The organism is Aquipseudomonas alcaligenes, from assembly GCF_003205495.1.
Lineage (GTDB): Bacteria > Pseudomonadota > Gammaproteobacteria > Pseudomonadales > Pseudomonadaceae > Aquipseudomonas > Aquipseudomonas alcaligenes_B.
Genome location: NZ_QJRX01000002.1, coordinates 316,044 through 340,183, shown reverse-complemented (window position 1 = coordinate 340,183; position 24,140 = coordinate 316,044). Strand labels below are relative to the sequence as shown.

Below are 24,140 nucleotides of genomic sequence, written 5' to 3'. Positions count from 1 at the left end.
ACCCTGCGCCCACGGGTCGCCTGTGGCCGGGCGGACGACTTGGGTATGATGCCGGCACCTCTTTCGTGCGAGTCCGTCATGCGCCGTCTGTTGCCCCTGTTCCTGCTGCTGTTCACCCTGCCCGCGCTGGCCGGCCTGTTCGAGGACCCGGCGCCACGCGGCATCATCGACGACGCCCCGCTGAACAACAGCGGCGATTTCCTGCCGGTGCGCGAGGCCTTCCGCCTGAGCCTGGTGGAAAGCGGCGAGCAGTCGGTCAAGCTGCGTTTCGTCAATGCCGAGGGCTACTACCTCTACAAGCACCGTTTCAGCTTCCGCATCGAGCCCAGCGACCTGGCCAGGGGCGAGGCCGTGCTGCCGGCCGGCGAGCCCAAGCATGACGAGTACTTCGGCGACGTCGAGGTGTACTACGGCATCACCGACATCACGCTGCCGATCGACAACCCCATCGGCCTGCCCTTCACCATCCATGTCGGCTACCAGGGCTGCGCCGACAAGGGCCTGTGCTACCCGCCGGAGAGCGAGCGCATCGAGGTCGATGGCCAGGGTGCGGCACAACCCGCCGCCCCCGGCGCCACCCCGGCGCCGGCCAACGCGCCGAGCGGCTGGACCTGGAAGGAACTGGCGCTGTTCTTCCTCGGCGGCCTGGCCCTGACCTTCACCCCCTGCGTGCTGCCGATGCTGCCGATCCTCACCGGCGTGGTCCTGCGTGGCCAGCCCGGCGGCGCGCGCAGCCTGGTGCTGGCGCTGGCCTATGTGCTGCCGATGGCACTGAGCTTCGCCATTCTCGGCGCGCTGATGGGCCTGTTCGGCGCCGAGCTCAACCTGCAGGCGCGCCTGCAGTCGCCCTGGGTGCTGGTGCCCTTCGCCATCTTCTTCGCCCTGTTCGGCGCCGCCAGCCTGGGCTTCCTCGAACTGCGCCTGCCGGCCGCCATCGACGCCCCGCTGCAGCGCCTGAGTCAGCGCCTGCACGGCGGCACCATCTTCAGCGCCGCCGCCCTCGGCGTGCTCTCCAGCCTGCTGGTATCGCCCTGCGTCTCGGCGCCGCTGGCCGGCGCCCTGCTGTATATCAGCAGCAGCGGCGACGCCCTCGGCGGCGGCCTCAAGCTGCTCGCCCTGGGCCTGGGCATGGGCGCGCCACTGGTGCTGTTCGCCGTCGGCGGCGGCGCCCTGCTGCCGAAGTCCGGCCCCTGGATGGTCACCGTGCGCAACGCCTTCGGCGCCCTACTGATGGCGGTGGCCGTGTGGCTGCTGGAACGCGTGGTGCCCGCACCGGTCGCCCTGGCCCTGTGGGGCCTGCTGGCTGCCGGCATCGCCCTATGGCTGGGCGTGCTGGAGCTGACGCCCAAGACCCATCACCAGAAACTCGCCCAGCTACTCGGCCTGCCGCTGCTGGTCTACGCGGTGGTCGCCTGGGTCGGTGCCCTGCAGGGCGAGGGCGACCCGCTGCGCCCGCTGGGTCGCGCCGAGGCCGCCGTCGTCGCCACGGCGGGTGCGCCCGCGCACGGCGAGTGGCAGACCGTCACCACCCCGGCCGAGCTGGACGCCGCCCTGGCCGCGGCCAAGGCCGCCGGCCAGCCGCTGCTGCTGGACTGGTACGCCGACTGGTGCATCAGCTGCAAGGTGATCGAGCGCGAAGTGCTCACCGCCCCGGCGGTCACCGCGCAGCTGGGCGGCTACCGGCTGATCCGTTTCGACATCACCGAGAGCCGCGAGGACCAGCGCGCCCTGCTCGACCGTTACCAGCTGTTCGGCCCGCCGGCGATCCTGTTCTTCGGCGAAAAGGGTGACGAATGGGCCGATCTGCGTGTCGTAGGTGAAATCAGTGCCGCCGACTTCGCCGAACGCCTGACCCGCGCCGCCGCTCGCCAGAACTGACGACGTCATATTTCTGCCGCAAATTTCGGCCATCGTGCCGACTACTCCCGGCAACTGGACAGCCTGCGGCGCTTTCGGCATAGTCCCGGCCAATCCACGGTCAGAACAACAAGGAAGCGCCCATGGCCACCCTCCTGGTGCTGCACGGCCCCAACCTCAACCTGCTGGGCACCCGCGAGCCCGACAAGTACGGCTCCACCACCCTGGCGCAGATCAACCAGGACCTGGAGCAGCGCGCCCGCGCCGGCGGCCATCACCTGCTGTACCTGCAGAGCAACGCCGAGTACGAGCTGATCGAGCGCATTCATGCGGCGAAAGGTGAAGGAGTCGACTTCATCCTCATCAATCCGGCGGCTTTCACCCATACCAGCGTCGCATTACGTGACGCGTTGCTGGCGGTGAGCATCCCATTCATCGAAGTGCACCTGTCCAACGTGCACAAGCGCGAACCCTTCCGCCATCACTCCTACTTTTCCGACGTAGCGGTGGGAGTGATCTGCGGCCTTGGCGCCAGCGGTTATCGACTGGCCCTGGAGGCCGCCCTGGAACAATTAGAACGCCCCTGACCTCACCCTTGGGAGTTGAAAAGCTATGGATATCCGTAAAGTCAAGAAACTGATCGAGCTGCTGGAAGAGTCCGGTATCGACGAGCTGGAAATCCGCGAAGGCGAAGAGTCCGTGCGCATCAGCCGGCACAGCAACAAGGCCATGGCCGCCCAGCCGGTGTATGCCGCCGCGCCGGCCCCGGTCGCCGCACCGGCCGCACCGGTCGCCGCCGCCCCCGTCGCCGAAGCCGCGCCGGCTGCTGCCAAGCTGAACGGCCACGTGGTGCGCTCGCCGATGGTCGGCACCTTCTACCGCGCCGCCTCGCCGACCTCCGCCAACTTCGCCGAAGTCGGCCAGACCGTGAAGAAGGGCGACATCCTCTGCATCGTCGAAGCCATGAAGATGATGAACCACATCGAGGCCGAGGCCAGCGGCGTGATCGAGTCGATCCTCGTCGAGAACGGCCAGCCGGTTGAGTACGACCAGCCCCTGTTCACCATCGTTTGATGCGCGGGGAACCTGCGATGCAGAAGCTGGAGAAAGTCCTGATCGCCAACCGTGGCGAAATCGCCCTGCGCATCCTGCGCGCTTGCAAGGAGCTGGGCATCAAGACGGTGGCCGTGCACTCCACCGCCGACCGCGAACTGATGCACCTGGGCCTGGCCGACGAGTCGGTATGCATCGGCCCGGCGCCGGGCGCGCAGTCCTACCTGAACATCCCGGCGATCATCAGTGCCGCCGAAGTCACCGGCGCCACCGCCATCCACCCGGGCTACGGCTTCCTCGCCGAGAACGCCGATTTCGCCGAGCGCGTGGAGAAGTCCGGCTTCGCCTTCATCGGCCCGACCGCCGACGTGATCCGCCTGATGGGCGACAAGGTCTCGGCCAAGGAAGCCATGATCAAGTCCGGCGTGCCGGTGGTACCGGGCTCCGACGGCCCGCTGCCGGAAGACGAGGAAGAAGCCCTGCGCATCGCCCGCGAAGTGGGCTACCCGGTGATCATCAAGGCCGCTGGCGGCGGGGGTGGTCGCGGCATGCGCGTGGTGCACAAGGAAGAAGACCTGATCAAGTCGGCCAAGCTGACCCGCACCGAGGCCGGCGCCGCCTTCGGCAACCCGATGGTCTACCTGGAGAAGTTCCTCGGCAACCCGCGCCACGTGGAAGTCCAGGTACTGTCCGACGGCCAGGGCAACGCCATCCACCTGTACGACCGCGACTGCTCGCTGCAGCGCCGTCACCAGAAGGTGCTGGAAGAGGCCCCAGCCCCGCTGATCGACGAGAAGGCCCGCGCCGAAGTGCTCAAGCGCTGCGTCGATGCCTGCATCGAGATCGGCTACCGCGGCGCCGGCACCTTCGAGTTCCTCTATGAAGACGGTCGTTTCTACTTCATCGAGATGAACACCCGCGTGCAGGTCGAACACCCGGTCACCGAGATGGTCACCGGCATCGACATCGTCAAGGAAATGCTCAGCATCGCCGCCGGCAACAAGCTGTCGATCAAGCAGGAAGACGTGAAGATCCTCGGCCACGCCCTGGAATGCCGGATCAACGCCGAAGACCCGGACAACTTCATGCCCTGCCCCGGCAAGGTCAAGCACTTCCACGCCCCGGGCGGCAACGGCATCCGCGTCGACTCGCACCTGTACAGCGGCTACTCGGTACCGCCGAACTACGACTCGCTGATCGGCAAGCTGATCAGCTACGGTCGCACCCGCGACGAAGCCATGGCGCGCATGCGCAACGCCCTGGACGAGATCGTGGTCGACGGCATCAAGACCAACATCCCGCTGCACCGCGACCTGACCCGCGACAAGGGCTTCCTCAAGGGGGGCGTGAACATTCACTACCTCGAGAAGAAGCTGGGCATGGATAAGCACTGATTATCCTGCCGTGAGCAAGGGCCGCCCTCGGGCGGCCCTTGTCGTTTCAGCGCCTGAACTGGCGGGGCGCCGCCCCCTCAAGTAAGCTGCGCGCCCACGCAACACCGCCCATGAGGTTCGCCATGCCCTGGTTACAAGTCCGTCTCGCCATCACCCCGCAGCAGGCGGAGACCTACGAGGACGCCCTGCTCGGCGTCGGCGCCGTGTCGGTAACCTTCATGGACGCAGAGGACCAGCCGATCTTCGAGCCGGACCTGGGCACCACCCCGCTGTGGTCCAACACCCATCTGCTGGCCCTGTTCGAGGCCGACACCGACCCGGCCAATCTGATCGCGCACCTCGAACTGCTTACCGGCGCCCCGCTGCCCGAACACCAGATCGAGCACATCGAGGACCAGGACTGGGAGCGCAGCTGGATGGACAACTTCCAGCCGATGCGTTTCGGCCAGCGTCTGTGGATAGTGCCGAGCTGGCACGCCGCACCGCAGCCGGAGGCGGTCAACCTGCTGCTCGACCCGGGCCTGGCCTTCGGCACCGGCACCCACCCGACCACCGCGCTGTGCCTGGAATGGCTGGACGGCCAGGACCTCACCGGCTGCACCGTGCTCGACTTCGGCTGCGGCTCCGGCATCCTGGCCATCGCCGCCCTGCTGCTCGGCGCGTCCCAGGCACTCGGCACCGACATCGACCCGCAGGCCCTGGAGGCCTCGCGCGACAATGCCTCGCGCAACGGCATCGACCCGGCGCGCTTCCCGGTCTACCTGCCCGCCGACCTGCCGCAGCAGCCGGCCGAGGTGGTGGTGGCCAATATCCTCGCCGGCCCGCTGGTATCCCTGGCCCCGCAGATCACCGCCCTGGTCAAGGCCGGCGGCCGCCTGGCGCTGTCCGGCATCCTCGCCGAGCAGGCCGAGGAAGTGCGCGCCGCCTACGCGGGCGCCTTCGACCTGGATCCGACCGCGATCAAGGACGGCTGGGTCCGCATCAGCGGCGTCAAACGCGCCTAGAGCTTGTCTACCCAGGCCCCGGCTTGGGTAAACTAGCGCCCTGTTTCGCACGGACCGCCGCATGACCGACAGTTTCGTCACCCAGTGCCCCCATTGCCGTACCAGTTTCCGCATCAGTCGCGCCCAGTTGGGCGCGGCCCATGGTGCGGTGCGCTGCGGGGCCTGCATGCGCGTGTTCAATGCCGCCCAGCAGCTGCTGGTGGACCAGAATCGGGCCAGCAAACCAGCTACGTCATCGCCCGCAGCGACTCCCGCACCGGCAGCGACGAAACCGGCCGCCCCCGCACCCACCGCCGCGACGCCACACCCTGCGCCCGCCCCGGCGCCTGTAGCACCACCGCCCGCCGCACCCGCGCCGGCCGTCGCCACGCCAGCGGTGCCGGTCAAGCCCAGCCAGCCAGCGGCGCCCGAGAAGAAGTCCATCGACACCCTGTGGATTCACGACGACCTGGATCTGGACAACCTCGACCTGGACGAGGAGCTGGCCAAGCTGGAAGAGCAGGAGATGCAGCTGTCCCGCGAGTTCCTGGCCGTGGACAGCGCGCCCAAGCCGGCCGAAAGCCTGCTGCGCGGCGAGGACGAGGACAAGCGCCACGACGAGAGCTGGGCCGAATCGCTGATCAAGGACGAGCCGCCGCGCACACCGGCGCCTGCGAGTCCCGTGCGCCCGCGGGCCGAGCCCGAGACGCCGCGCGCGACCGAGCCACAGCCGGCGGCCCGCAGCAAACCGCTCGAGGAAGCGCCGCCGGAGCGTGAGGAGCCGGAGCTGGGCAACCTGTCCGCCGCCGACGAGGACGAGCCCGAGGAAATCGCCGACGGCGACTATGGCATCGCCGCCGAACCGGTGGTCTCGGCGCCATCCAAACCGGCTCGCAGCGAGCCGGCGCTGCGCGATGACAGCCTGCTGGCACTCAGCGACGATCCGCTGCAACTGGACTGGCGACAGCCCAGAAAGCCCTGGGGCCGCTGGATCGGCTGGAGCCTGCTGAACCTCATCGCCGCCGGCGCCCTGGCCACCCAGTACGTGGTCTACCACTTCGAGGAACTGGCCCGCCAGGACCAGTACCGCCCCTGGTTCGAGACGCTCTGCCCGGAGATCGGCTGCAGCCTGCCGTCCAAGGTCGACATCACGCAGATCCGCAGCACCAACCTGGTGGTGCGCAGCCACCCGCAGTACATGGACGCACTGATGGTCGATGCCATCCTCTACAACCGCGCCCAGTTCGCCCAGCCCTTCCCGCTGCTGGAGCTGCGCTTCGCCGACCTCAACGGCCAGCTGATCGCCAGCAGCCGCTTCCGCCCCAGCGAGTACCTCAGCGGCGAGCTGGCCGGCCAGGACGAGATGCCGCCGCAGACGCCGATCCACATCTCCCTGGAGATCAAGGATCCGGGCGCCAAGGCGGTCAATTACAGCCTCAGCTTCCACTCTCCCGAATAGGCCGCAAGCGCCGGATTCCCGGCGCTTGCGGCACTTCTCCTAGCCAAAGGCGATAACCCGATGGCTGCTCATAATTTGTTCAAAACAGCCTTTATCCGGTCATCGAGAGCGGGTATCATGCCCTCCCTTTTTCGCACTCCCCCGATCGCCGTTTCGCTCCCTGGCAGGCTACGCCATTGCCCGAAACGACCTTCGAGACAACAGGGATGACCATGTCGGTGGTACGCATCGGCCCTTACACACTGCCCAACCAGCTGATCCTCGCCCCCATGGCGGGCGTCACCGATCAGCCGTTCCGGCAGCTGTGCCGGCGCCTCGGCGCCGGGATGGTGGTCTCCGAGATGGTCACCAGCGACGTGCGCCTGTGGAACAGCCGCAAGTCCAGCCTGCGCATGATCCATGCCGGTGATCCCGAGCCGCGCTCGGTACAGATTGCCGGCGGCGATCCCGAGATGCTGGCCGAAGCCGCCCGCCGCAACGTCGAGCTGGGCGCGCAGATCATCGACATCAACATGGGTTGCCCGGCCAAGAAGGTCTGCAACAAGGCCGCCGGCTCGGCGCTGATGAAAGATGAGGAACTGGTGACGGCGATCCTCAATGCAGTGGTCAGCGCCGTCGAGGTGCCGGTCACCCTGAAGATCCGCACCGGCTGGGACCGCGCCAACAAGAACGGCGTCACCGTGGCCAAGATCGCCGAACAGGCCGGCATCGCCGCCCTGGCCGTGCACGGCCGCACCCGCGCCGACCTGTACACCGGCGAGGCCGAGTACGACACCATTGCCGCCATCAAGCAGGCGGTATCCATTCCGGTGTTCGCCAATGGCGACATCGATTCGCCGCACAAGGCCCGCACCGTGCTCGACGCCACCGGCGCCGATGCTCTGCTGATCGGCCGTGCGGCGCAGGGACGACCGTGGATCTTCCGCGAAATCGCCCACTTCCTGGCAACCGGCAAGGAGCTGCCGGCGCCGACCCTCTACGAAGTAGAACGCATCCTGCTGGAGCACCTGGCCGCGCTGCACGCCTTCTATGGCGAAGTGATGGGCGTGCGCATCGCCCGCAAGCATGTCGGCTGGTACCTGGCAACCCTGCCCGGCGCTCGCGAGTTCCGCGCCGGGTTCAATCGTCTGGAAAGTACGGACGCGCAGTGCACCGCCGTTCGGCAGTTCTTCGCCGAGCAGAACAACAAAGGAGAAGGGGTGGCCGCATGACGAGGATGACCGAGCCTTTTTTTGAGCAATCAGTTTTTGATGGGGCAGTACCCGTGAGCGACAACGCCAACCTGAAGCAGCACCTGAACACGCCGTTCGAGCAGGGCCAGACCCTGCGCGACAGCGTCGAGAAGGCCCTGCGCAACTACTTCGCCCACCTCGAGGGGGCCGAAGTGACCGACGTCTACAACCTGGTACTGACCGAGGTCGAGGCACCGCTGCTGGAGACCGTGATGAACCATGTCAAGGGCAACCAGACCAAGGCCTCCGAGCTGCTCGGTCTGAACCGCGGCACCCTGCGCAAGAAGCTCAAGCAATACGATCTGCTGTAAGCAGCGAATCCTGGAAAAGGGCGGCCCGCAAGCTGAAAGGGTCGCCCTTTTTTACTGAACCCCAAGCTCCGATGGACTTTGCAATGACCGACCAGACCACCCGCCTCCCCGTTCGCCGTGCCCTGATCAGCGTCTCCGACAAGACCGGCATCCTCGAGTTCGCCCGCGAGCTCGTCGCCCTGGGCGTCGAAATCCTCTCCACCGGCGGCACCTACAAGCTGCTCAAGGACAACGGCGTCGCGGCCGTGGAAGTGGCCGACTACACCGGCTTCCCGGAGATGATGGACGGTCGCGTCAAGACCCTGCACCCGAAGATCCACGGCGGCATCCTCGGCCGTCGCGCCCTCGACGGCGCGGTGATGGAAGAGCACGGCATCCAGCCGATCGACCTGGTCGCGGTCAACCTCTACCCCTTCGCCGCCACCGTGGCCAAGCCGGGCTGTGACCTGGCCGATGCCATCGAGAACATCGATATCGGCGGCCCGACCATGGTCCGCTCGGCCGCGAAGAACCACAAAGATGTGGCCATCGTGGTCAATGCCAGCGATTACGCCGGCATCGTGGAAAGCCTGAAAGCCGGCGGCCTGAGCTACGCCCAGCGCTTCGATCTGGCACTGAAGGCCTTCGAGCACACCGCTGCCTACGACGGCATGATTGCCAACTACCTGGGCACCATCGATCAGAGCCGCGACACTCTCTCCACCGAAGGCCGCGGCGCTTTCCCGCGCACCTTCAACAGCCAGTTCATCAAGGCCCAGGAGATGCGCTACGGCGAGAACCCGCACCAGAGCGCGGCCTTCTATGTCGAGGCCACCCCGGGCGAAGCCAGCGTGTCCACCGCCAAGCAGCTGCAGGGCAAGGAACTGTCGTTCAACAACGTGGCCGACACCGACGCCGCGCTGGAATGCGTGAAGAGCTTCGTCAAGCCGGCCTGCGTCATCGTCAAGCACGCCAACCCCTGCGGCGTTTCCGTGGTCCCGGAAGACGAAGGCGGCATCCGCAAGGCCTATGACTTGGCCTACGCCACCGACAGCGAATCCGCCTTCGGCGGCATCATCGCCTTCAACCGCGAGCTGGATGGCGAGACCGCCAAGGCCATCGTCGAGCGCCAGTTCGTCGAAGTGATCATCGCCCCGAAAGTCTCCGCCGAGGCCCGCGCTGTGGTCGCCGCCAAGGCCAACGTGCGCTTGCTGGAGTGCGGCGAGTGGTCGGCCGAACGTGCCGCCGGCTGGGACTTCAAGCGCGTCAACGGCGGCCTGCTGGTACAGAGCCGTGACATCGGCATGATCGCCGCCAGCGACCTGAAAGTCGTGACCAAGCGCGCGCCGAGCGAGCAGGAAGTACACGACCTGATCTTCGCCTGGAAAGTGGCCAAGTTCGTCAAATCCAACGCCATCGTCTATGCCAAGAACCGCCAGACCGTCGGCGTCGGCGCCGGCCAGATGAGCCGCGTCAACTCCGCGCGTATCGCCGCCATCAAGGCCGAGCATGCCGGCCTGGAAGTCAAAGGCGCAGTGATGGCCTCGGACGCCTTTTTCCCCTTCCGCGACGGCATCGACAACGCCGCCAAGGCCGGCATCACCGCGGTGATCCAGCCGGGTGGTTCGATGCGCGACCAGGAAGTGATCGATGCCGCCGACGAAGCCGGGATCGCCATGGTGTTCACCGGCATGCGCCACTTCCGCCACTAACCCTGGCACGGCCGCGCTGAAGCGCCCGTCTGCGTTGTTGGAGGCCGATTCGCCGATGCTCATTGCCACTAGGCAACTGCGCTCGTCGAACCGACCTCCGCCTAGCAGCCAGACGCTCCATCACGGCCCGATAGAGCGCTAGAAGCAAGATTTTCGTAGGGTGGACAGCCGAAGCTGTCCACCGAACGGGCAACCGGCCCGCCTCCACAAGGAGAGAGACATGAACGTACTGATCATCGGCAGCGGCGGCCGCGAGCACGCCCTGGCCTGGAAAGTGGCGCAGGACAAGCGCGTCGAGAAGGTCTTCGTCGCCCCAGGCAACGCTGGCACCGCCACCGAGGCCAAGTGCGAGAACGTGGCCATCGACGTGCTGGCCATCGAGCAGTTGGCCGATTTCGCCGAGAAGAACGTGCAGCTGACCATAGTCGGCCCGGAAGCGCCGCTGGTGAAGGGCGTGGTCGACCTGTTCCGTTCGCGCGGCCTGGACATCTTCGGCCCCACCGCCGCCGCTGCCCAGCTGGAAGGCTCCAAGGCCTTCACCAAGGACTTCCTGGCCCGCCACCAGATTCCCACCGCCGACTACCAGAACTTCACCGAAGTCGAGCCGGCCCTGGCCTACCTGCGTGAGAAAGGCGCACCGATCGTGGTCAAGGCCGACGGCCTGGCTGCCGGTAAAGGCGTGATCGTCGCCATGACCCTGGCCGAAGCCGAGGAAGCCGTGCGCGACATGCTCAGCGGCAACGCCTTCGGCGACGCCGGCGCCCGCGTGGTGATCGAGGAATTCCTCGACGGCGAAGAAGCCTCCTTCATCGTCATGGTCGACGGCGAGCACGTGCTGCCGATGGCCACCAGCCAGGACCACAAGCGCGTCGGCGACGGCGACATCGGCCCGAACACCGGCGGCATGGGCGCCTACTCGCCGGCTCCGGTGGTCACTCCGGACGTGCACCAGCGCGTGATGGACGAAGTGATCTACCCGACCGTGCGCGGCATGGCCAGCGAAGGCAACGTCTACACCGGCTTCCTCTACGCCGGCCTGATGATCGACAAGAGCGGCGCGCCCAAGGTCATCGAGTTCAACTGCCGCTTCGGCGACCCGGAGACCCAGCCGGTCATGCTGCGCCTGGAATCTTCCCTCGTGCTGCTGGTCGAGGCCGCCCTGGCCAAGGCGCTGGACAAGGTCGAGGCGACCTGGGACCCGCGTCCGACCGTGGGCGTGGTGATCGCCGCCGGTGGCTATCCGGGCGACTACGCCAAGGGTGACGTGATCGAGGGCCTGGACGCCGCCGCCAAGATCGACGGCAAGGTGTTCCACGCCGGTACCGCGCTGAAGGACGGCCAGGTCGTCACCGCCGGCGGCCGCGTGCTGTGCGCCACCGCCATCGGCCCGAGCGTGTCGTCCGCCCAGCAGCAGGCCTACCGCCTGGCCGAGCAGATCCGCTGGAACGGCAGTTTCTACCGCAAGGACATCGGTTACCGCGCCATCGCCCGCGAGCAGGGCGAGAAGTGACAGCCGGCAGCCGGTCCGCACTATTGCGACCGGCCGCAAGGTAAAGATGCGGTAAAACCCTCATTAAGGCAGCCTAGATGGCTGCCTTTTGTCCATAAGCCCTAGCTATAATCCGGAGATCACTCACCGAAGGGACTCTGCCGTGCGCCGGCTCTGGATCGCCACAGGACTTCTCGTCAGCCTGCTCCTGGGGCTGTCGGCCTCGGCTGCGCCCAATACCACCGGAGACAGCTGGTCGATCCTGCTGGACAAGTCGGCCGAGCTGACGTTCACCGAGGTCCAGGCCCAGCGCTCGCGCTTCCAGCCGCTGGACCGCCTGGCCTTCACCCTCCCCGCCTCGCCCCAGGCCATCTGGCTGAAAGTCGATACCCGCGCCCTGTCCAGCCCGCACTGGCTGTGGCTGTTCGCCCCGCGCGTGCAGCATCTGGACTTCTACCTGGTCAAGGACGGTGAGCTGGAACAGCAGCTGCGCACCGGCGAGGCCCTGACCCTGAGCTCGCGGCCACTGCCCTCACGGGCCTACCTGTTCAGCCTGCCCAACGACGACCAGCCGCGCACCGCCTACCTGCGCATGACCTCCAACCATGCCCTGATGATGTGGTTCAAGGTCATCGACGAACCCGAGCTGGTGGCCCAGGAAAAACCTGCCTATCTGTTCGGCGCGCTGCTCGGCGGCCTGCTGCTGCTGGCGCTGTTCAACCTGCTGCGCATGGCCTATTCGCCCACCGCCAGCAACCTGTGGCTGGCCGGCATGCACGTCGCCCTGGCCGTCTGCGCCACCGCCAACATCGGCCTGCTGGCCGTGCTGCTGCCGGAGCAGAGCTACAACCAGTCGCTGATCGCCGACCTGGCGGCCCTGGCCGCCGCCCTGTGCATCCTCGGCTACACCCGTTTCTTCTTCAGTAACAGCCAGGCCGTGCGCAGCCCGCTGCGCCATGTCCTGCACGGTGAATTCGCCCTGATCGCCGTCGCCGCGGCCATGATCGGTTTCACCGGTCTGTTCTGGCACAGCTGGCTGGTCTACGGCCTGGTGGTGCTGGTGGCCCTGACCGTACCGGCCATCGCCCTGGTGCACTGGCGTGGCGGCTACCGTCCGGCACGCCTGGTGTTCGCCGGCGTGGCGATCTTCGACCTGGGCTTCGCCGTGCTCGGCCCGGTGCTGTTCGGCTTCGACCAGCTCAACCCCGGCTGGCTGGTGCTCAGCCTGTTCAGCGTGGCCATGGTCGCCGGCCTGGTGCTGAGCATCGCGCTGTCCGAGCGGCAGCGGCAGATCCAGCGCGAGACCCTGTTCCAGAGCACCCGCGAGGCCGCCAGCAGCGCCGAGCTGAAGGCCAAGGCCGAGTTCCTGGCGAAGATAAGCCACGAGATCCGCACCCCCATGAACGGCGTGCTGGGCATGACCGAGCTGCTGCTCGGCACCCCGCTGTCGGCCAAGCAGCGCGACTATGTGCAGACCATCCACAGCTCCGGCAACGAGCTGCTCACCCTGATCAACGAGATCCTCGACATCTCCAAGCTGGAATCCGGGCAGATCGAGCTGGACGACGTGCAGTTCGACCTCAATGCGCTGATCGACGACTGCCTGGACATCTTCCGCGCCAAGGCTGAGCAGCAGAAGGTCGAGCTGATCAGCTTCACCCAGCCGCAGGTACCCAGGGTGATCAGCGGCGACCCCACACGCCTGCGCCAGACCCTGCTGAGCCTGCTGGACAACGCCTTCCGCCAGACCGACGAGGGCGAAGTCCTGCTGGTGGTGGCCCTGGATACCGAAGGCAAGACCCCGCGCCTGCGCATCGCCGTGCAGGACAGCGGCCGCCCGCTGGAGGCCGAGGAGCGCGACGCCCTGCTCAACAGCCAGCTGCACAGCAGCGACTTCCTCTCCAGCAGCAAGCTCGGCGGCCGCCTCGGCCTGATCATCGCCCGCCAGCTGGTGCGCCTGATGGACGGCGAGTTCGGCGTGCAGAGCGGCGGCAGCGCCGGCAGTACCCTGTGGCTGACCCTGCCGCTCGACCCGCAGCGCCTGGAGCAGCCCACCGCCGACCTCGACGGCCCGCTGCAGGGCGCGCGCCTGCTGGTGGTGGACGACAACGAGACCTGTCGCAAGGTGCTGGTGCAGCAGTGCACGGCCTGGGGCCTGCAGGTCAGCGCGGTGGCTTCCGGCAAGGAGGCCCTGGCCCTGCTGCGCACCAAGGCGCACCTGCGCGAGTTCTTCGACGCCGTGCTGCTGGACCAGGAAATGCCCGGCATGACCGGCATGCAGCTGGCCGCCAAGATCAAGGAAGACCCCAACCTCAACCACGACATCCTGCTGATCATGCTCACCGGCATCAGCAACGCGCCGAGCAAGATCATCGCGCGCAACGCCGGGATCAAGCGCATCCTGGCCAAGCCGGTGGCCGGCTATACGCTGAAGACCACCCTGGCCGACGAACTGGCCCAGCGCCAGGCCGGTATTCCCCGGCTGCAGCCGGCCGAGAGTGGCCCGCTGCAGGTGCCGGAGGATTTCCGCATCCTGGTGGCCGAGGACAACAGCATCTCCACCAAGGTCATCCGCGGCATGCTGAGCAAGCTCAACCTGCAGCCGGACACCGCCAGCAACGGCGAGGAGGCCCTGCGCGCCATGCAGGAACGCCAGTACGACCTGGTGCTGATGGACTGCGAGATGCCGGTGCTCGATGGCTTCTCCGCCACCGAGCGCCTGCGCGAATGGGAGCAGCGCGAGCAGCGCGGCCGCACTCCGGTGGTGGCACTGACCGCGCACATCCTCGCCGAACACAAGGAGCGCGCGCGCCAGGTCGGCATGGACGGGCACATGTCCAAGCCGGTGGAAATGTCGCAGCTGCGCGAGCTGATCGCCCACTGGGTCGGCGAGCGCGAACGCCGCCAGCGTGACGCCCTGCCCTCCTGAACCCGGGTAGCGGCCTCCGGCCGTCGCCCTCTATGCTGTGCTGCACTTCCACTGGCGAGCCGTCCCCATGCTGTCCTTGCTGTTCACCATTTACCTGAAGATGCTGGTTCTCTACAGCCCGTTCTTCGTGCTGTCCTGCTTCATCGGCCTGACGCCGGGCTACAGCACCAGGGAGCGCAAGCGGCTGGCCTGGAAGGTGGCGCTGGGCACCCTGATCTCCAGCGTGCTGCTGTACCTGTTCGGCCAGACCATCTTCGAGATCTTCGGCATCACCGCCGATGCCTTCCGCATCGGCGCCGGCTCGGTGCTGTTCATCTCGGCGCTGGGCATGGCCCAGGGCAAGTCGGCAGTGCAGGCCGACAACGTCAACCAGGACGTCACCATAGTGCCGCTGACCATCCCGCTCACCGTGGGCCCCGGCACCATCGGTGCGCTGCTGGTGATGGGCATCAGCCAGCCGGAATGGGACGACAAGCTGATCGCCATCGCCGCCATCGCCATTGCCAGCGTCACGGTAGGCCTGGTGCTCTATCTGTCCGACAAGGTCGAGCGCCTGCTCGGCCAGCAGGGCCTGCAGATCCTCAGCCGGCTGATGGGCCTGTTCGTCTGCGCCCTGGCCGCGCAGATCATCTTCACCGGGGTCAAGGGCTACCTGGCCCCCTGAGCGCCCGCACGCACCAGCGCCGGGCGCGCGGCCCCCAAAGAGGGCAACCGCGACTCCCATGCGCGCCATCAACCACGATAAAAATCATATAAATCAGTCAGTTAACAGACTGGCATAGCTTCTGCTTTGCGGATACCAACTTGGATACAAGAAGGAATCCGCAGCAATGTCGCACAGCACCCGCGGCTGGACCCTGACCGACTGGCAACAGGCCTATCGCAACCAGCACCTGCAACCGGCCGTGCTGGCCGAGCTGCTGGCCGAACTGAGCGACAGCGATCCCGCCTGGATCAGCCTGGCCTCTGCGCAGCAGCTGCAGGCCCAGCTCGAGCAGCTGGCCGAGCGTCTGGCCGCCGCCGGCGACCTGGCCAAGCTGCCGCTGTACGGCGTGCCCTTCGCCATCAAGGACAATATCGACGTCGCCGGCTGGCCAACCACCGCCGCCTGCCCCGAGTTCGCCTACACCGCCGCGGCCGACGCCTGCGTAGTCGCCCGCCTGCGCGCCGCCGGCGCCATCGTCATCGGCAAGACCAACCTCGACCAGTTCGCCACCGGCCTGGTCGGCACCCGCTCGCCCTATGGCGCGGTGCCCAACAGCTTCGATCCGGATTACGTCAGCGGCGGCTCCAGCTCCGGCTCGGCCAGTGTGGTGGCGCGCGGCCTGGTGCCCTTCGCCCTGGGTACCGACACCGCCGGCTCCGGCCGCGTGCCGGCCGGCTTCAACAATATCGTCGGGCTCAAGCCGACTAAGGGCTGGCTGTCGACCCGCGGTCTGGTACCGGCCTGCCGTACCCTGGACTGCATCTCGGTGTTCGCCCTGACCGTGGCCGATGCCCAGGCCGTGGCCAACATCGCCGGCGGCTTCGATACCGCCGATCCCTACAGTAGGGAAAACCCCAACAGCGCCAAGGTCGGCATGCCGGCCCGGCCGCGTCTGGCCGTACCGACCGCCCCTGAGTTCTTCGGCGACGTGCAAAACCAGGCCGTGTTCGAGCAGGCCCTGGGCCAGCTGCGTGAGCTGGGCGCCGAGCTGGTGGCGATCGACTTCGCGCCCTTCCGCGAACTGGCCGAACAGCTTTATTACGGGTCCTGGGTCGCCGAACGCACGGTGGCGGTCGAGGGCGTCGACCCCGCGCATATCAACCCGGTGGTACGCGGCATAGTGGCGGGCGGCGAGAAATACAGCGCCTGCGACGCCTACAAGGCCGAGTACATCCGCGCCGAGCTGAGCCGCAGGATCAACGAGGCCCTGGCCGACTTCGACGCCCTGGTGGTGCCGACCTCGCCGACCATTCGCACCCTGGCCGAGATGCAGGCCGAACCGGTGCTGTTCAACAGCCAGTTCGGCACCTACACCAACTTCACCAACCTCGCCGACCTCTGCGCCCTGGCCGTGCCCGCGGGCTTGCGCGCCGACGGCTTGCCGGCCGGCATCACCCTGCTCGCCCCGGCCTGGCACGACCAGGCGCTGGCCGCCCTCGGCCGGCGCTGGCAAGACTTCCTCGCCCTGCCGTTGGGCGCCACCGGCCGCGCACTTTCCCCCCAGGGCACGCCAGCCCAGGCACCGGGCAGCGTGCGGGTAGCCGTGGTCGGCGCGCACCTCACTGGCATGCCGCTGAACTTCCAGCTCACCAGCCGCGACGCGGTGCTGGTCGAGCAGACCACCAGTTCTGCCCATTACCGCCTCTACGCCCTGCCCGGCACCGTGCCGCCCAAGCCGGGCCTGGCGCGGGTTGCCGAGGATGGCGCGCAGATCATCGTCGAGCTGTGGGACGTGCCGCAGGCGCGCTTCGGCGAATTCGTCGCCGAGATCCCGCCGCCGCTGGGCATCGGCAACCTGCAGCTGGCCGACGGGCGCTGGGTCAAGGGCTTCATCTGCGAACCCTATGCGCTGGAGGGCGCGCGTGACATCACCGGCTTCGGCGGCTGGCGCGCCTTCATCGCCAGCCAGCAGGGCTGAGTCCATGCCCCGACGCGGCGCACCGCCGAGCCTGGCCGATGCCATCTACCGGCAGCTGAAGGAGGACATCTTCGAGTTCCGCCTGCTGCCGGGCGATCGCTTCAGCGAGGGCGAGGTGGCCGCGCGCATGGCCGCCAGCCGCACGCCGGTGCGCCAGGCGCTGTACCGCCTGCAGCGCGAGGGCCAGGTACAGGTGCAGTTTCGCAGCGGCTGGCAGGTCAGCCCGCTGGACTTCGCGCGCTTCGAGGAACTCTATGACCTGCGCATCGTGCTGGAACTGGAGGCGGTGCGCCGCCTGTGCCAGCGCCCCGAAGTCGAGCCGGGTCCCGCCCTGCAGCAGCTCGGTCGCACCTGGCTGGTGCAACCCGAGCAGCGCCTGCACGACGGCAAGGCGGTTTCCCTGCTCGACGAGCAGTTCCACTGCCTGCTGGTCCAGGCCGGCGGCAATCGCGAGATGGCCCGCGTGCACCAGGAAGTCACCGAGCAGATCCGCATTCTAAGGCGCCTGGACTTCACCCAGCGGCCACGGATTACCGCCACCTACGACGAACACGGACGAATTCTTGGCGCGATCCTCGCGCGCCGTTGCGAAGAGGCACAGCTATTGCTCAGGACCCATATCGAAGAGAGCAAGGCGGAAGTGCGCAAGATCACCCTGCACATGCTGCACAGCGCCCGACAGAAGGCGCCGGCGGCGCGGGGGGGACGCGATGACCTTGGTTCCACTGCCACAACAGATAACAACAACCCAGCAGTTCAACACTCAAGTTCGTGAATGGAGATCGCACTATGCAACGTCGCAGCCTGATCAAGGCCTTCACCCTTTCCGCTTCCATCGCCGCCATGGGCATGACCTGGACCGTGCAGGCCGCCGAGACCATCAAGGTCGGCATCCTCCACTCGCTGTCCGGCACCATGGCCATCTCCGAAACTTCGCTGAAAGACATGGCGTTGATGACCATCGACGAGATCAACGCGAAGGGCGGTGTGAACGGCAAGCAACTCGAACCGGTGGTGGTCGACCCGGCCTCCAACTGGCCGCTGTTCGCCGAGAAGGCGCGCCAGCTGCTGACCCAGGACAAGGTCGACGTGGTCTTCGGCTGCTGGACCTCGGTATCGCGCAAGTCCGTGCTGCCGGTGTTCGAGGAACTCAACGGCCTACTGTTCTATCCGGTGCAGTACGAGGGCGAGGAGATGTCGCCGAACGTGTTCTACACCGGCGCGGCGCCAAACCAGCAGGCCATCCCGGCGGTTGAATACCTGATGAGCGAGGACGGCGGCGAGGCCAAGCGCTTCTTCCTGCTGGGTACCGACTACGTCTACCCGCGCACCACCAACAAGATCCTGCGCGCCTTCCTGCACAGCAAGGGCGTGGCCGACAAGGACATCGAAGAGGTCTACACCCCCTTCGGTCATAGCGACTATCAAACCATCGTCGCCAACATCAAGAAGTTCTCCGCCGGCGGCAAGACCGCGGTGATCTCCACCGTCAACGGCGACTCCAACGTGCCGTTCTACAAGGAACTGGCCAATCAGGGCATCGAAGCCACCGACATCCCGGTGGTGGCCTTCTCGGTCGGCGAGGAAGAACTGCGCGGCATCGACACCAAGCCGCTGGTCGGCCAGCTGGCCGCCTGGAACTACTTCCAGTCCGTGGATAACCCGGTCAACACCGAGTTCGTCGACAAGTGGAAGGCCTACGCCAAGGCCAAGAACCTGCCGAACTATCAGACCGCGGTGACCAACGACCCCATGGAAGCCACCTACGTCGGCATCAACATGTGGGCCCAGGCCGTGGAAAAAGCCGGCACCACCGAGGTGGACAAGGTGCGCGAAGCCCTGGCCGGCCAGACCTTCGCCGCGCCGAGCGGCTACACCCTGACCATGGACAAGACCAACCACCACCTGCACAAGCCGGTGATGATCGGCGAAGTCCAGGAAGACGGTCAGTTCTCCATCGTCTGGCAGACCGAGGGCCCGCTGCGCGCGCAGCCGTGGAGCCCCTTCATCCCCGGCAACGACAAGAAGCCGGACTACGCGGTGAAGTCCAACTGAGCCCTAAGTAGTCCGCTAGGCCGTTCCCGGATTGCCCCTGGGCTGCGGCCTGCCTCCCCTCTCCTGCTTGCGGGAGAGGGGCCGGGGGAGAGGGCTCGCCAGACACCCCCCTTCTCCCTAACCCTCCCCAATCAATGGGAGAGGGAATATTCCGGCGTACCCCAAGGATCCTTCGTATGCCCACTGCCCTTTACCGAATCCTGCTGTCACTGGCGCTGCTGCTGCCGTTGACCAGCCATGCCGGCGACGCCAATGATTTTGTCGCCGCCAACCCGGCCAAGCAAGCCAAGCTCCTCGAGAGCTGGGCCGCACAGCCCGATCCCGCCCGCCAGCCGCTGCTCGATGCCCTGCAGCAGGGCCGCGTCGGCGTCGATGCCAGCAAGACCGCCTTCTATGAGGTCGATGGCAGCTGGCAAGCCGCCGAAACGGCGGTAGCTGCCGACGGCACGCCGAAGAAGCTGCGCCTGAACAACCGTCTGCGCGGCCTGCTGGCCAACGCCCAGGCCAGCCAGCAACTGCTCGCCACGGAGCCGGCCACGCGCCTGGCCGCCGCCCAGCAGCTGCAGAAGAGCGCCAAGCCGGCGCAGCTGGAACTGCTCAACGCCCGTGTCGCCGGCGAACAGGACGACGGCGTGCGCGCCGCCCTGGCCCTGGCCCTGGCCAACCTGCAACTGGTCGACCCCGACCCAGCCGTGCGCCTGAGCGCCGTGCGCCTGCTCGGCGAGAGCGGCGATCCGCTGGCCCGCACCCGCCTGGAAGGCCTGCTGGCCGAGGGCGTGGAAACCGACGCAGCGGTACGCACCGCCGCCGAAACCAGCCTGGCCCAGGTCAAGCGCCGCCTGCTGGTTGGCGAGCTGCTTGGCCAGGCCTTCAGTGGCCTGAGCCTCGGCTCGATCCTGCTGCTCGCCGCCCTGGGTCTGGCCATCACCTTCGGCCTGCTCGGCGTGATCAATATGGCCCACGGCGAGATGCTGATGCTCGGCGCCTACACCACCTATATGGTGCAGCTGGGCTTCCAGCGCCTGGCCCCGGAATACCTCGCCCTCTACCCGCTGGCCGCCCTGCCGGTGGCCTTCTTCGTCACCGCAGCCATCGGCATGGCCCTGGAACGCACGGTGATCCGTCACCTCTACGGCCGCCCGCTGGAAACCCTGCTGGCCACCTGGGGCATCAGCCTGATCCTGATCCAGGCGGTGCGAGTGATCTTCGGCGCGCAGAACGTCGAGGTCGCCAACCCCGGCTGGCTGTCCGGCGGCGTGCAGGTGCTGCCCAACCTGGTACTGCCCTACAGCCGCCTGGTGATCATCGGCTTCGCCCTGTTCGTGGTGGCGCTGACCTGGCTGCTGCTGAACAAGACCCGCCTCGGCCTCAACGTCCGCGCCGTGACGCAGAACCGCAATATGGCGGCCTGCTGCGGCGTGCCGACCGGGCGAGTGGACATGCTGGCCTTCGGCTTGGGCTCGGGGATTGCCGGCCTTGGTGGCGTGGCCCTGTCGCAGATCGGCAACGTCGGCCCGGACCTGGGCCAGAGCTACATCATCGACTCCTTCCTGGTGGTGGTGCTCGGCGGCGTCGGCCAGCTGGCCGGCAGCGTCATGGCCGCCTTCGGCTTAGGCATCGCCAACAAGCTGCTGGAGCCGCAGATCGGCGCCGTGCTCGGCAAGATCCTGATCCTCGCGCTGATCATTCTGTTCATCCAGAAACGTCCGCAGGGGTTGTTCGCATTGAAAGGACGGGTGATCGACTGATGAATCAAGCACTCAATCCCACGCCTGTTAACAAGAGCCTGCTGGCCCGCGCCACGGCGCAACTGGGACCGCAGGCGTCCCTCGCCGTCGGCCTGCTGGTACTGGCTGTGCTGCTGGCCATGCCGCTGCTGCATCTGCTACCGGCGGACCATGCCCTGCACGTCTCGGCCTACGGCCTGACCCTGGTAGGCAAGATCCTCTGCTACGCCATAGTGGCGTTGGCGCTGGACCTGGTCTGGGGCTACGCCGGCCTGCTGTCGCTGGGCCACGGCCTGTTCTTCGCCCTCGGCGGCTATGCCATGGGCATGTACCTGATGCGTCAAAGCGCGGGGGATGGCTTGCCCGCCTTTATGAGCTTCCTCGCCTGGAGCGAGCTGCCCTGGTACTGGTACGGCACCAGCAACTTCCTCTGGGCCCTGTGCCTGGTGGTGCTGGCGCCCGGCCTGCTGGCCCTGGTGTTCGGCTTCTTCGCCTTCCGCTCGCGGATCAAGGGCGTGTATTTCTCGATCATGACCCAGGCACTGACCTTCGCCGGCATGCTGCTGTTCTTCCGTAATGAAACGGGGTTTGGCGGCAATAACGGCTTCACCAATTTCAGGACGATTCTGGGCTTCGATATCACCGCGCCGGGCACCCGCGCCTTCCTGTTCTTCTGCACCGTGCTGCTGCTGGTCGGCAGCCTGGCGCTGGGCTTCGCCCTGGCGCGCAGCAAGTTCGGCCGGGTGCTCACCGCCCTACGCGACGCGGAGAACCGCCTGATGTTCTGCGGCTATGACCCGCGCGGCTACAAGCTTTTTATCTGGGTGCTCTCCGCCGTGCTGTGCGGCCTGGCCGGCGCGCTGTACGTGCCGCAGGTGGGCATCATCAACCCCAGCGAGATGTCGCCGACCAACTCCATCGAGGCCGCCATCTGGGTCGCCCTCGGCGGCCGCGGCACCCTTATCGGCCCGCTGCTCGGCGCCGGCCTGGTCAACGGCATGAAGAGCTGGTTCACCGTGGCCTTCCCCGAGTACTGGCTGTTCGCCCTGGGCGCGCTGTTTATCGTCATCACCCTGTTCCTGCCCAAAGGGGTCATAGGACTGCTGCGCAAGGAGAAGGACCAATGAGAGCCGCTCCGGTACCCGAATTCATGCTCGAACCCGCCTTCGACCCGGCCGGCAGTGGCCGCGATGCGGTCGGCCTCGGCAGCGCCGCGGCCAAGGGCCTGGATGTGCGCCACGGCACCATCCTCACCCTGGAAGGCATCAACGTCAGCTTCGACGGCTTCCGCGCCATCACCGACCTCAACCTGTACATCGGCGTCGGCGAACTGCGCTGCATCATCGGCCCCAACGGCGCCGGCAAGACCACCATGATGGACGTGATCACCGGCAAGACCCGCCCGGACAACGGCCACGCCTACTTCGGCGAGACGCTGGACCTGACCCAGATGAGCGAGGTCGAGATCGCCCAGGCCGGCATCGGCCGCAAGTTCCAGAAACCCACGGTGTTCGAGGCGCTCAGCGTGTTCGAGAATCTGGAACTGGCGCTGAAGACCGACAAGTCGGTATGGGCCAGCCTGCGCGCCCGCCTCTCCGGCGCGCAGAAAGACCGTATCGAGGAAGTGCTCAGCACCATCCGCCTTGAGGGCTCGCGGCATCACCCGGCCGGGCTGCTGTCGCACGGCCAGAAGCAGTTCCTGGAAATCGGCATGCTGCTGGTCCAGGACCCGCAACTGCTGCTGCTCGATGAGCCGGTGGCCGGCATGACCGACGCCGAAACCGAGTTCACCGCCGAGCTGTTCAAGTCACTGGCACGCAAGCACTCGCTGATGGTGGTCGAGCACGATATGGGCTTCGTCGGCACCATCGCCGACCACGTCACCGTGCTGCACCAGGGCAGCGTGCTGGCCGAGGGCTCACTGGAAGAAGTGCAGGCCAATGAACGGGTGATCGAGGTCTACCTCGGTCGCTGAACAACCACCCTCTCCCTAACCCTCTCCCATAAATGGGAGAGGGAACTTGCGCGGAGCCAAGGTCCGGCACTGCGCGCTTGCTCCCCTCTCCCGCCGGCGGGAGAGGGGCGGGGGAGAGGGAAGCAGACAAGTAGGACTCAAGAGGCGAGCACATGCTAGAAGTCCAACAACTCCACCAGTACTACGGCGGCAGCCATATCCTGCGCGGCCTGAGCTTCGAGGCGAAGATCGGCGAAGTCACCTGCCTGCTCGGGCGTAACGGCGTAGGCAAGACCACCCTGCTGAAATGCCTGATGGGCCTGATCCCGGCCAAGGAAGGCAGCATCAACTGGGAAGGCCAGACCATCAACGGCCACAAGCCGCACCAACGCGTACACGCCGGCATCGCCTATGTGCCGCAGGGCAGGGAAATCTTCCCCAGGCTTACGGTCGAGGAAAACCTGCTGATGGGCCTGTCGCGTTTCGGCGCCAGCGAGGCCAAGACCGTCCCCGAGTTCATCTACGAGCTGTTCCCGGTGCTGCGCGAGATGAAGCAGCGCCGTGGCGGCGACCTCTCCGGCGGCCAGCAGCAACAGCTGGCCATCGGCCGCGCGCTGGCCAGCCAGCCGCGCCTGCTGATCCTCGACGAACCCACCGAAGGTATCCAGCCCTCGGTGATCAAGGAGATCGGCGTGGTCATCAGAAAACTCGCCGAGCGCGGCGATATGGCCATCCTGCTGGTCGAGCAGTTCTACGACTTCGCCGCCGAGCTGGCCGACCAGTACCTGGTGATGAGCCGCGGCGAGATCGTCCAGCAGGGCCGTGGCGAGACCATGGAGGCCGATGGCGTGCGCGGGTTGGTGGCGATCTGAAGGAAACGCCCGACTCGTCCTCTGAGCATAATCAGCGCCTCTTCCCGCTGGATGCTGGCATCGATGATCACACTGCGCCACCTGCTGCTGCCCCTCTGCGCCCTGTTGGGTTGCGCAATGGTCATCTATGGCGGCAGCCTGCCGGACTATTGGGCACGTCGCTCCATGCCCGAGGACATGGAACCGGCCTACCCGGTGCAGTGGGTGCTGCTGTTCTGCGTCATCGTGCTGGCCGAGTGCGGCTTGCTGCTGGCCGTGCTGCGGCCCCGGTCGTATCGCCGCTCCTGGGGCCGAGCCTGGTGCGCCACCCTGCTGGCAATACCACTGGCGCTGTTCTGGCTAACCGGCGTGCTGCATTCGCCGCCGCACTATGGCCTGCACCTGCAGTGGTGGCTGCTGGTGTGCGCCGCCCTGCTGGTATTGAGCCTGTACTCCAGCATCGCCGCCTGGCTGCACAAGCGCGCCGAGCGGGCCGCCGGGTAGAAACCTCGTACTGCGTTTCCCCCGCGC

General features: G+C 66.9%; 20 protein-coding genes. All 20 read left to right on the top strand.

The window, feature by feature from the left end; translation table 11 throughout:
* The first annotated feature begins 78 nt into the window (after window positions 1–78).
* Window positions 79–1,878 (top strand): protein-disulfide reductase DsbD, encoded by a 1,800-nt coding sequence (gene dsbD, locus DMO17_RS04300; RefSeq protein WP_110681075.1) that lies wholly within the window; start codon window positions 79–81, stop codon window positions 1,876–1,878.
* A gap of 122 nt (window positions 1,879–2,000) precedes the next feature.
* Window positions 2,001–2,444, top strand: coding sequence for a type II 3-dehydroquinate dehydratase (aroQ, locus tag DMO17_RS04295; RefSeq protein WP_110681074.1), 444 nt, complete (start codon window positions 2,001–2,003; stop codon window positions 2,442–2,444).
* Window positions 2,445–2,469: 25 nt separating this feature from the next.
* Window positions 2,470–2,931 (top strand): acetyl-CoA carboxylase biotin carboxyl carrier protein, encoded by a 462-nt coding sequence (gene accB, locus DMO17_RS04290; RefSeq protein WP_110681073.1) that lies wholly within the window; start codon window positions 2,470–2,472, stop codon window positions 2,929–2,931.
* 17 nt (window positions 2,932–2,948) lie between these two features.
* Entirely contained in the window at window positions 2,949–4,304 is a 1,356-nt protein-coding gene (gene accC, locus DMO17_RS04285; protein ID WP_110681072.1) for an acetyl-CoA carboxylase biotin carboxylase subunit, read from the top strand.
* A 122-nt stretch (window positions 4,305–4,426) separates the two neighbouring features.
* Window positions 4,427–5,308, top strand: a complete 882-nt coding sequence (prmA, locus tag DMO17_RS04280; RefSeq protein WP_110681071.1) for a 50S ribosomal protein L11 methyltransferase — start codon at window positions 4,427–4,429, stop codon at window positions 5,306–5,308.
* 61 nt (window positions 5,309–5,369) lie between these two features.
* Window positions 5,370–6,746, top strand: coding sequence for a DUF3426 domain-containing protein (locus DMO17_RS04275; protein ID WP_110681070.1), 1,377 nt, complete (start codon window positions 5,370–5,372; stop codon window positions 6,744–6,746).
* 212 nt (window positions 6,747–6,958) lie between these two features.
* Window positions 6,959–7,957 carry a tRNA dihydrouridine synthase DusB gene (gene dusB / locus DMO17_RS04270; protein ID WP_110681069.1) on the top strand — a complete coding sequence of 333 codons (999 nt, stop codon included), beginning with the start codon at window positions 6,959–6,961 and terminating at the stop codon, window positions 7,955–7,957.
* Window positions 7,954–8,289 carry a DNA-binding transcriptional regulator Fis gene (fis, locus tag DMO17_RS04265; protein ID WP_110681068.1) on the top strand — a complete coding sequence of 112 codons (336 nt, stop codon included), beginning with the start codon at window positions 7,954–7,956 and terminating at the stop codon, window positions 8,287–8,289. Before dusB ends, fis begins: the two co-directional genes overlap by 4 nt.
* 83 nt (window positions 8,290–8,372) lie before the next feature.
* Window positions 8,373–9,980 (top strand): bifunctional phosphoribosylaminoimidazolecarboxamide formyltransferase/IMP cyclohydrolase, encoded by a 1,608-nt coding sequence (gene purH / locus DMO17_RS04260; RefSeq protein WP_110681067.1) that lies wholly within the window; start codon window positions 8,373–8,375, stop codon window positions 9,978–9,980.
* Window positions 9,981–10,200: 220 nt separating this feature from the next.
* Complete coding sequence (gene purD, locus DMO17_RS04255; protein WP_110681066.1) at window positions 10,201–11,490, top strand: phosphoribosylamine--glycine ligase; 1,290 nt, start codon at window positions 10,201–10,203, stop codon at window positions 11,488–11,490.
* Window positions 11,491–11,632: 142 nt separating this feature from the next.
* The gene (locus tag DMO17_RS04250; RefSeq protein ID WP_110681065.1) at window positions 11,633–14,398 is read left to right on the top strand and encodes a hybrid sensor histidine kinase/response regulator; all 2,766 of its coding nucleotides are present in this window, start codon (window positions 11,633–11,635) and stop codon (window positions 14,396–14,398) included.
* 67 nt (window positions 14,399–14,465) lie between these two features.
* Window positions 14,466–15,062, top strand: a complete 597-nt coding sequence (locus DMO17_RS04245) for a MarC family protein (protein WP_110681064.1) — start codon at window positions 14,466–14,468, stop codon at window positions 15,060–15,062.
* 166 nt (window positions 15,063–15,228) lie between these two features.
* The gene (gene atzF / locus DMO17_RS04240; RefSeq protein ID WP_110681063.1) at window positions 15,229–17,022 is read left to right on the top strand and encodes an allophanate hydrolase; all 1,794 of its coding nucleotides are present in this window, start codon (window positions 15,229–15,231) and stop codon (window positions 17,020–17,022) included.
* Between the two features lie 4 nt (window positions 17,023–17,026).
* Window positions 17,027–17,797: a GntR family transcriptional regulator gene (locus tag DMO17_RS04235; RefSeq protein WP_110681062.1), complete on the top strand. Its 771-nt coding sequence runs from the start codon at window positions 17,027–17,029 to the stop codon at window positions 17,795–17,797.
* A gap of 14 nt (window positions 17,798–17,811) precedes the next feature.
* Window positions 17,812–19,077: an urea ABC transporter substrate-binding protein gene (urtA, locus tag DMO17_RS04230; protein WP_110681061.1), complete on the top strand. Its 1,266-nt coding sequence runs from the start codon at window positions 17,812–17,814 to the stop codon at window positions 19,075–19,077.
* A gap of 176 nt (window positions 19,078–19,253) precedes the next feature.
* Window positions 19,254–20,825 carry an urea ABC transporter permease subunit UrtB gene (gene urtB / locus DMO17_RS04225; RefSeq protein WP_110681060.1) on the top strand — a complete coding sequence of 524 codons (1,572 nt, stop codon included), beginning with the start codon at window positions 19,254–19,256 and terminating at the stop codon, window positions 20,823–20,825.
* Complete coding sequence (gene urtC / locus DMO17_RS04220) at window positions 20,825–21,931, top strand: urea ABC transporter permease subunit UrtC (RefSeq protein ID WP_110681059.1); 1,107 nt, start codon at window positions 20,825–20,827, stop codon at window positions 21,929–21,931. Before urtB ends, urtC begins: the two co-directional genes overlap by 1 nt.
* Window positions 21,928–22,779 carry an urea ABC transporter ATP-binding protein UrtD gene (urtD, locus tag DMO17_RS04215; protein ID WP_110681058.1) on the top strand — a complete coding sequence of 284 codons (852 nt, stop codon included), beginning with the start codon at window positions 21,928–21,930 and terminating at the stop codon, window positions 22,777–22,779. The genes urtC and urtD overlap by 4 nt, the downstream gene beginning before the upstream one ends.
* Window positions 22,780–22,931: 152 nt before the next feature.
* Complete coding sequence (urtE, locus tag DMO17_RS04210; RefSeq protein ID WP_110681057.1) at window positions 22,932–23,630, top strand: urea ABC transporter ATP-binding subunit UrtE; 699 nt, start codon at window positions 22,932–22,934, stop codon at window positions 23,628–23,630.
* A gap of 63 nt (window positions 23,631–23,693) precedes the next feature.
* Complete coding sequence (locus DMO17_RS04205) at window positions 23,694–24,113, top strand: hypothetical protein (RefSeq protein ID WP_110681056.1); 420 nt, start codon at window positions 23,694–23,696, stop codon at window positions 24,111–24,113.
* The last annotated feature ends 27 nt before the right edge of the window (window positions 24,114–24,140 follow it).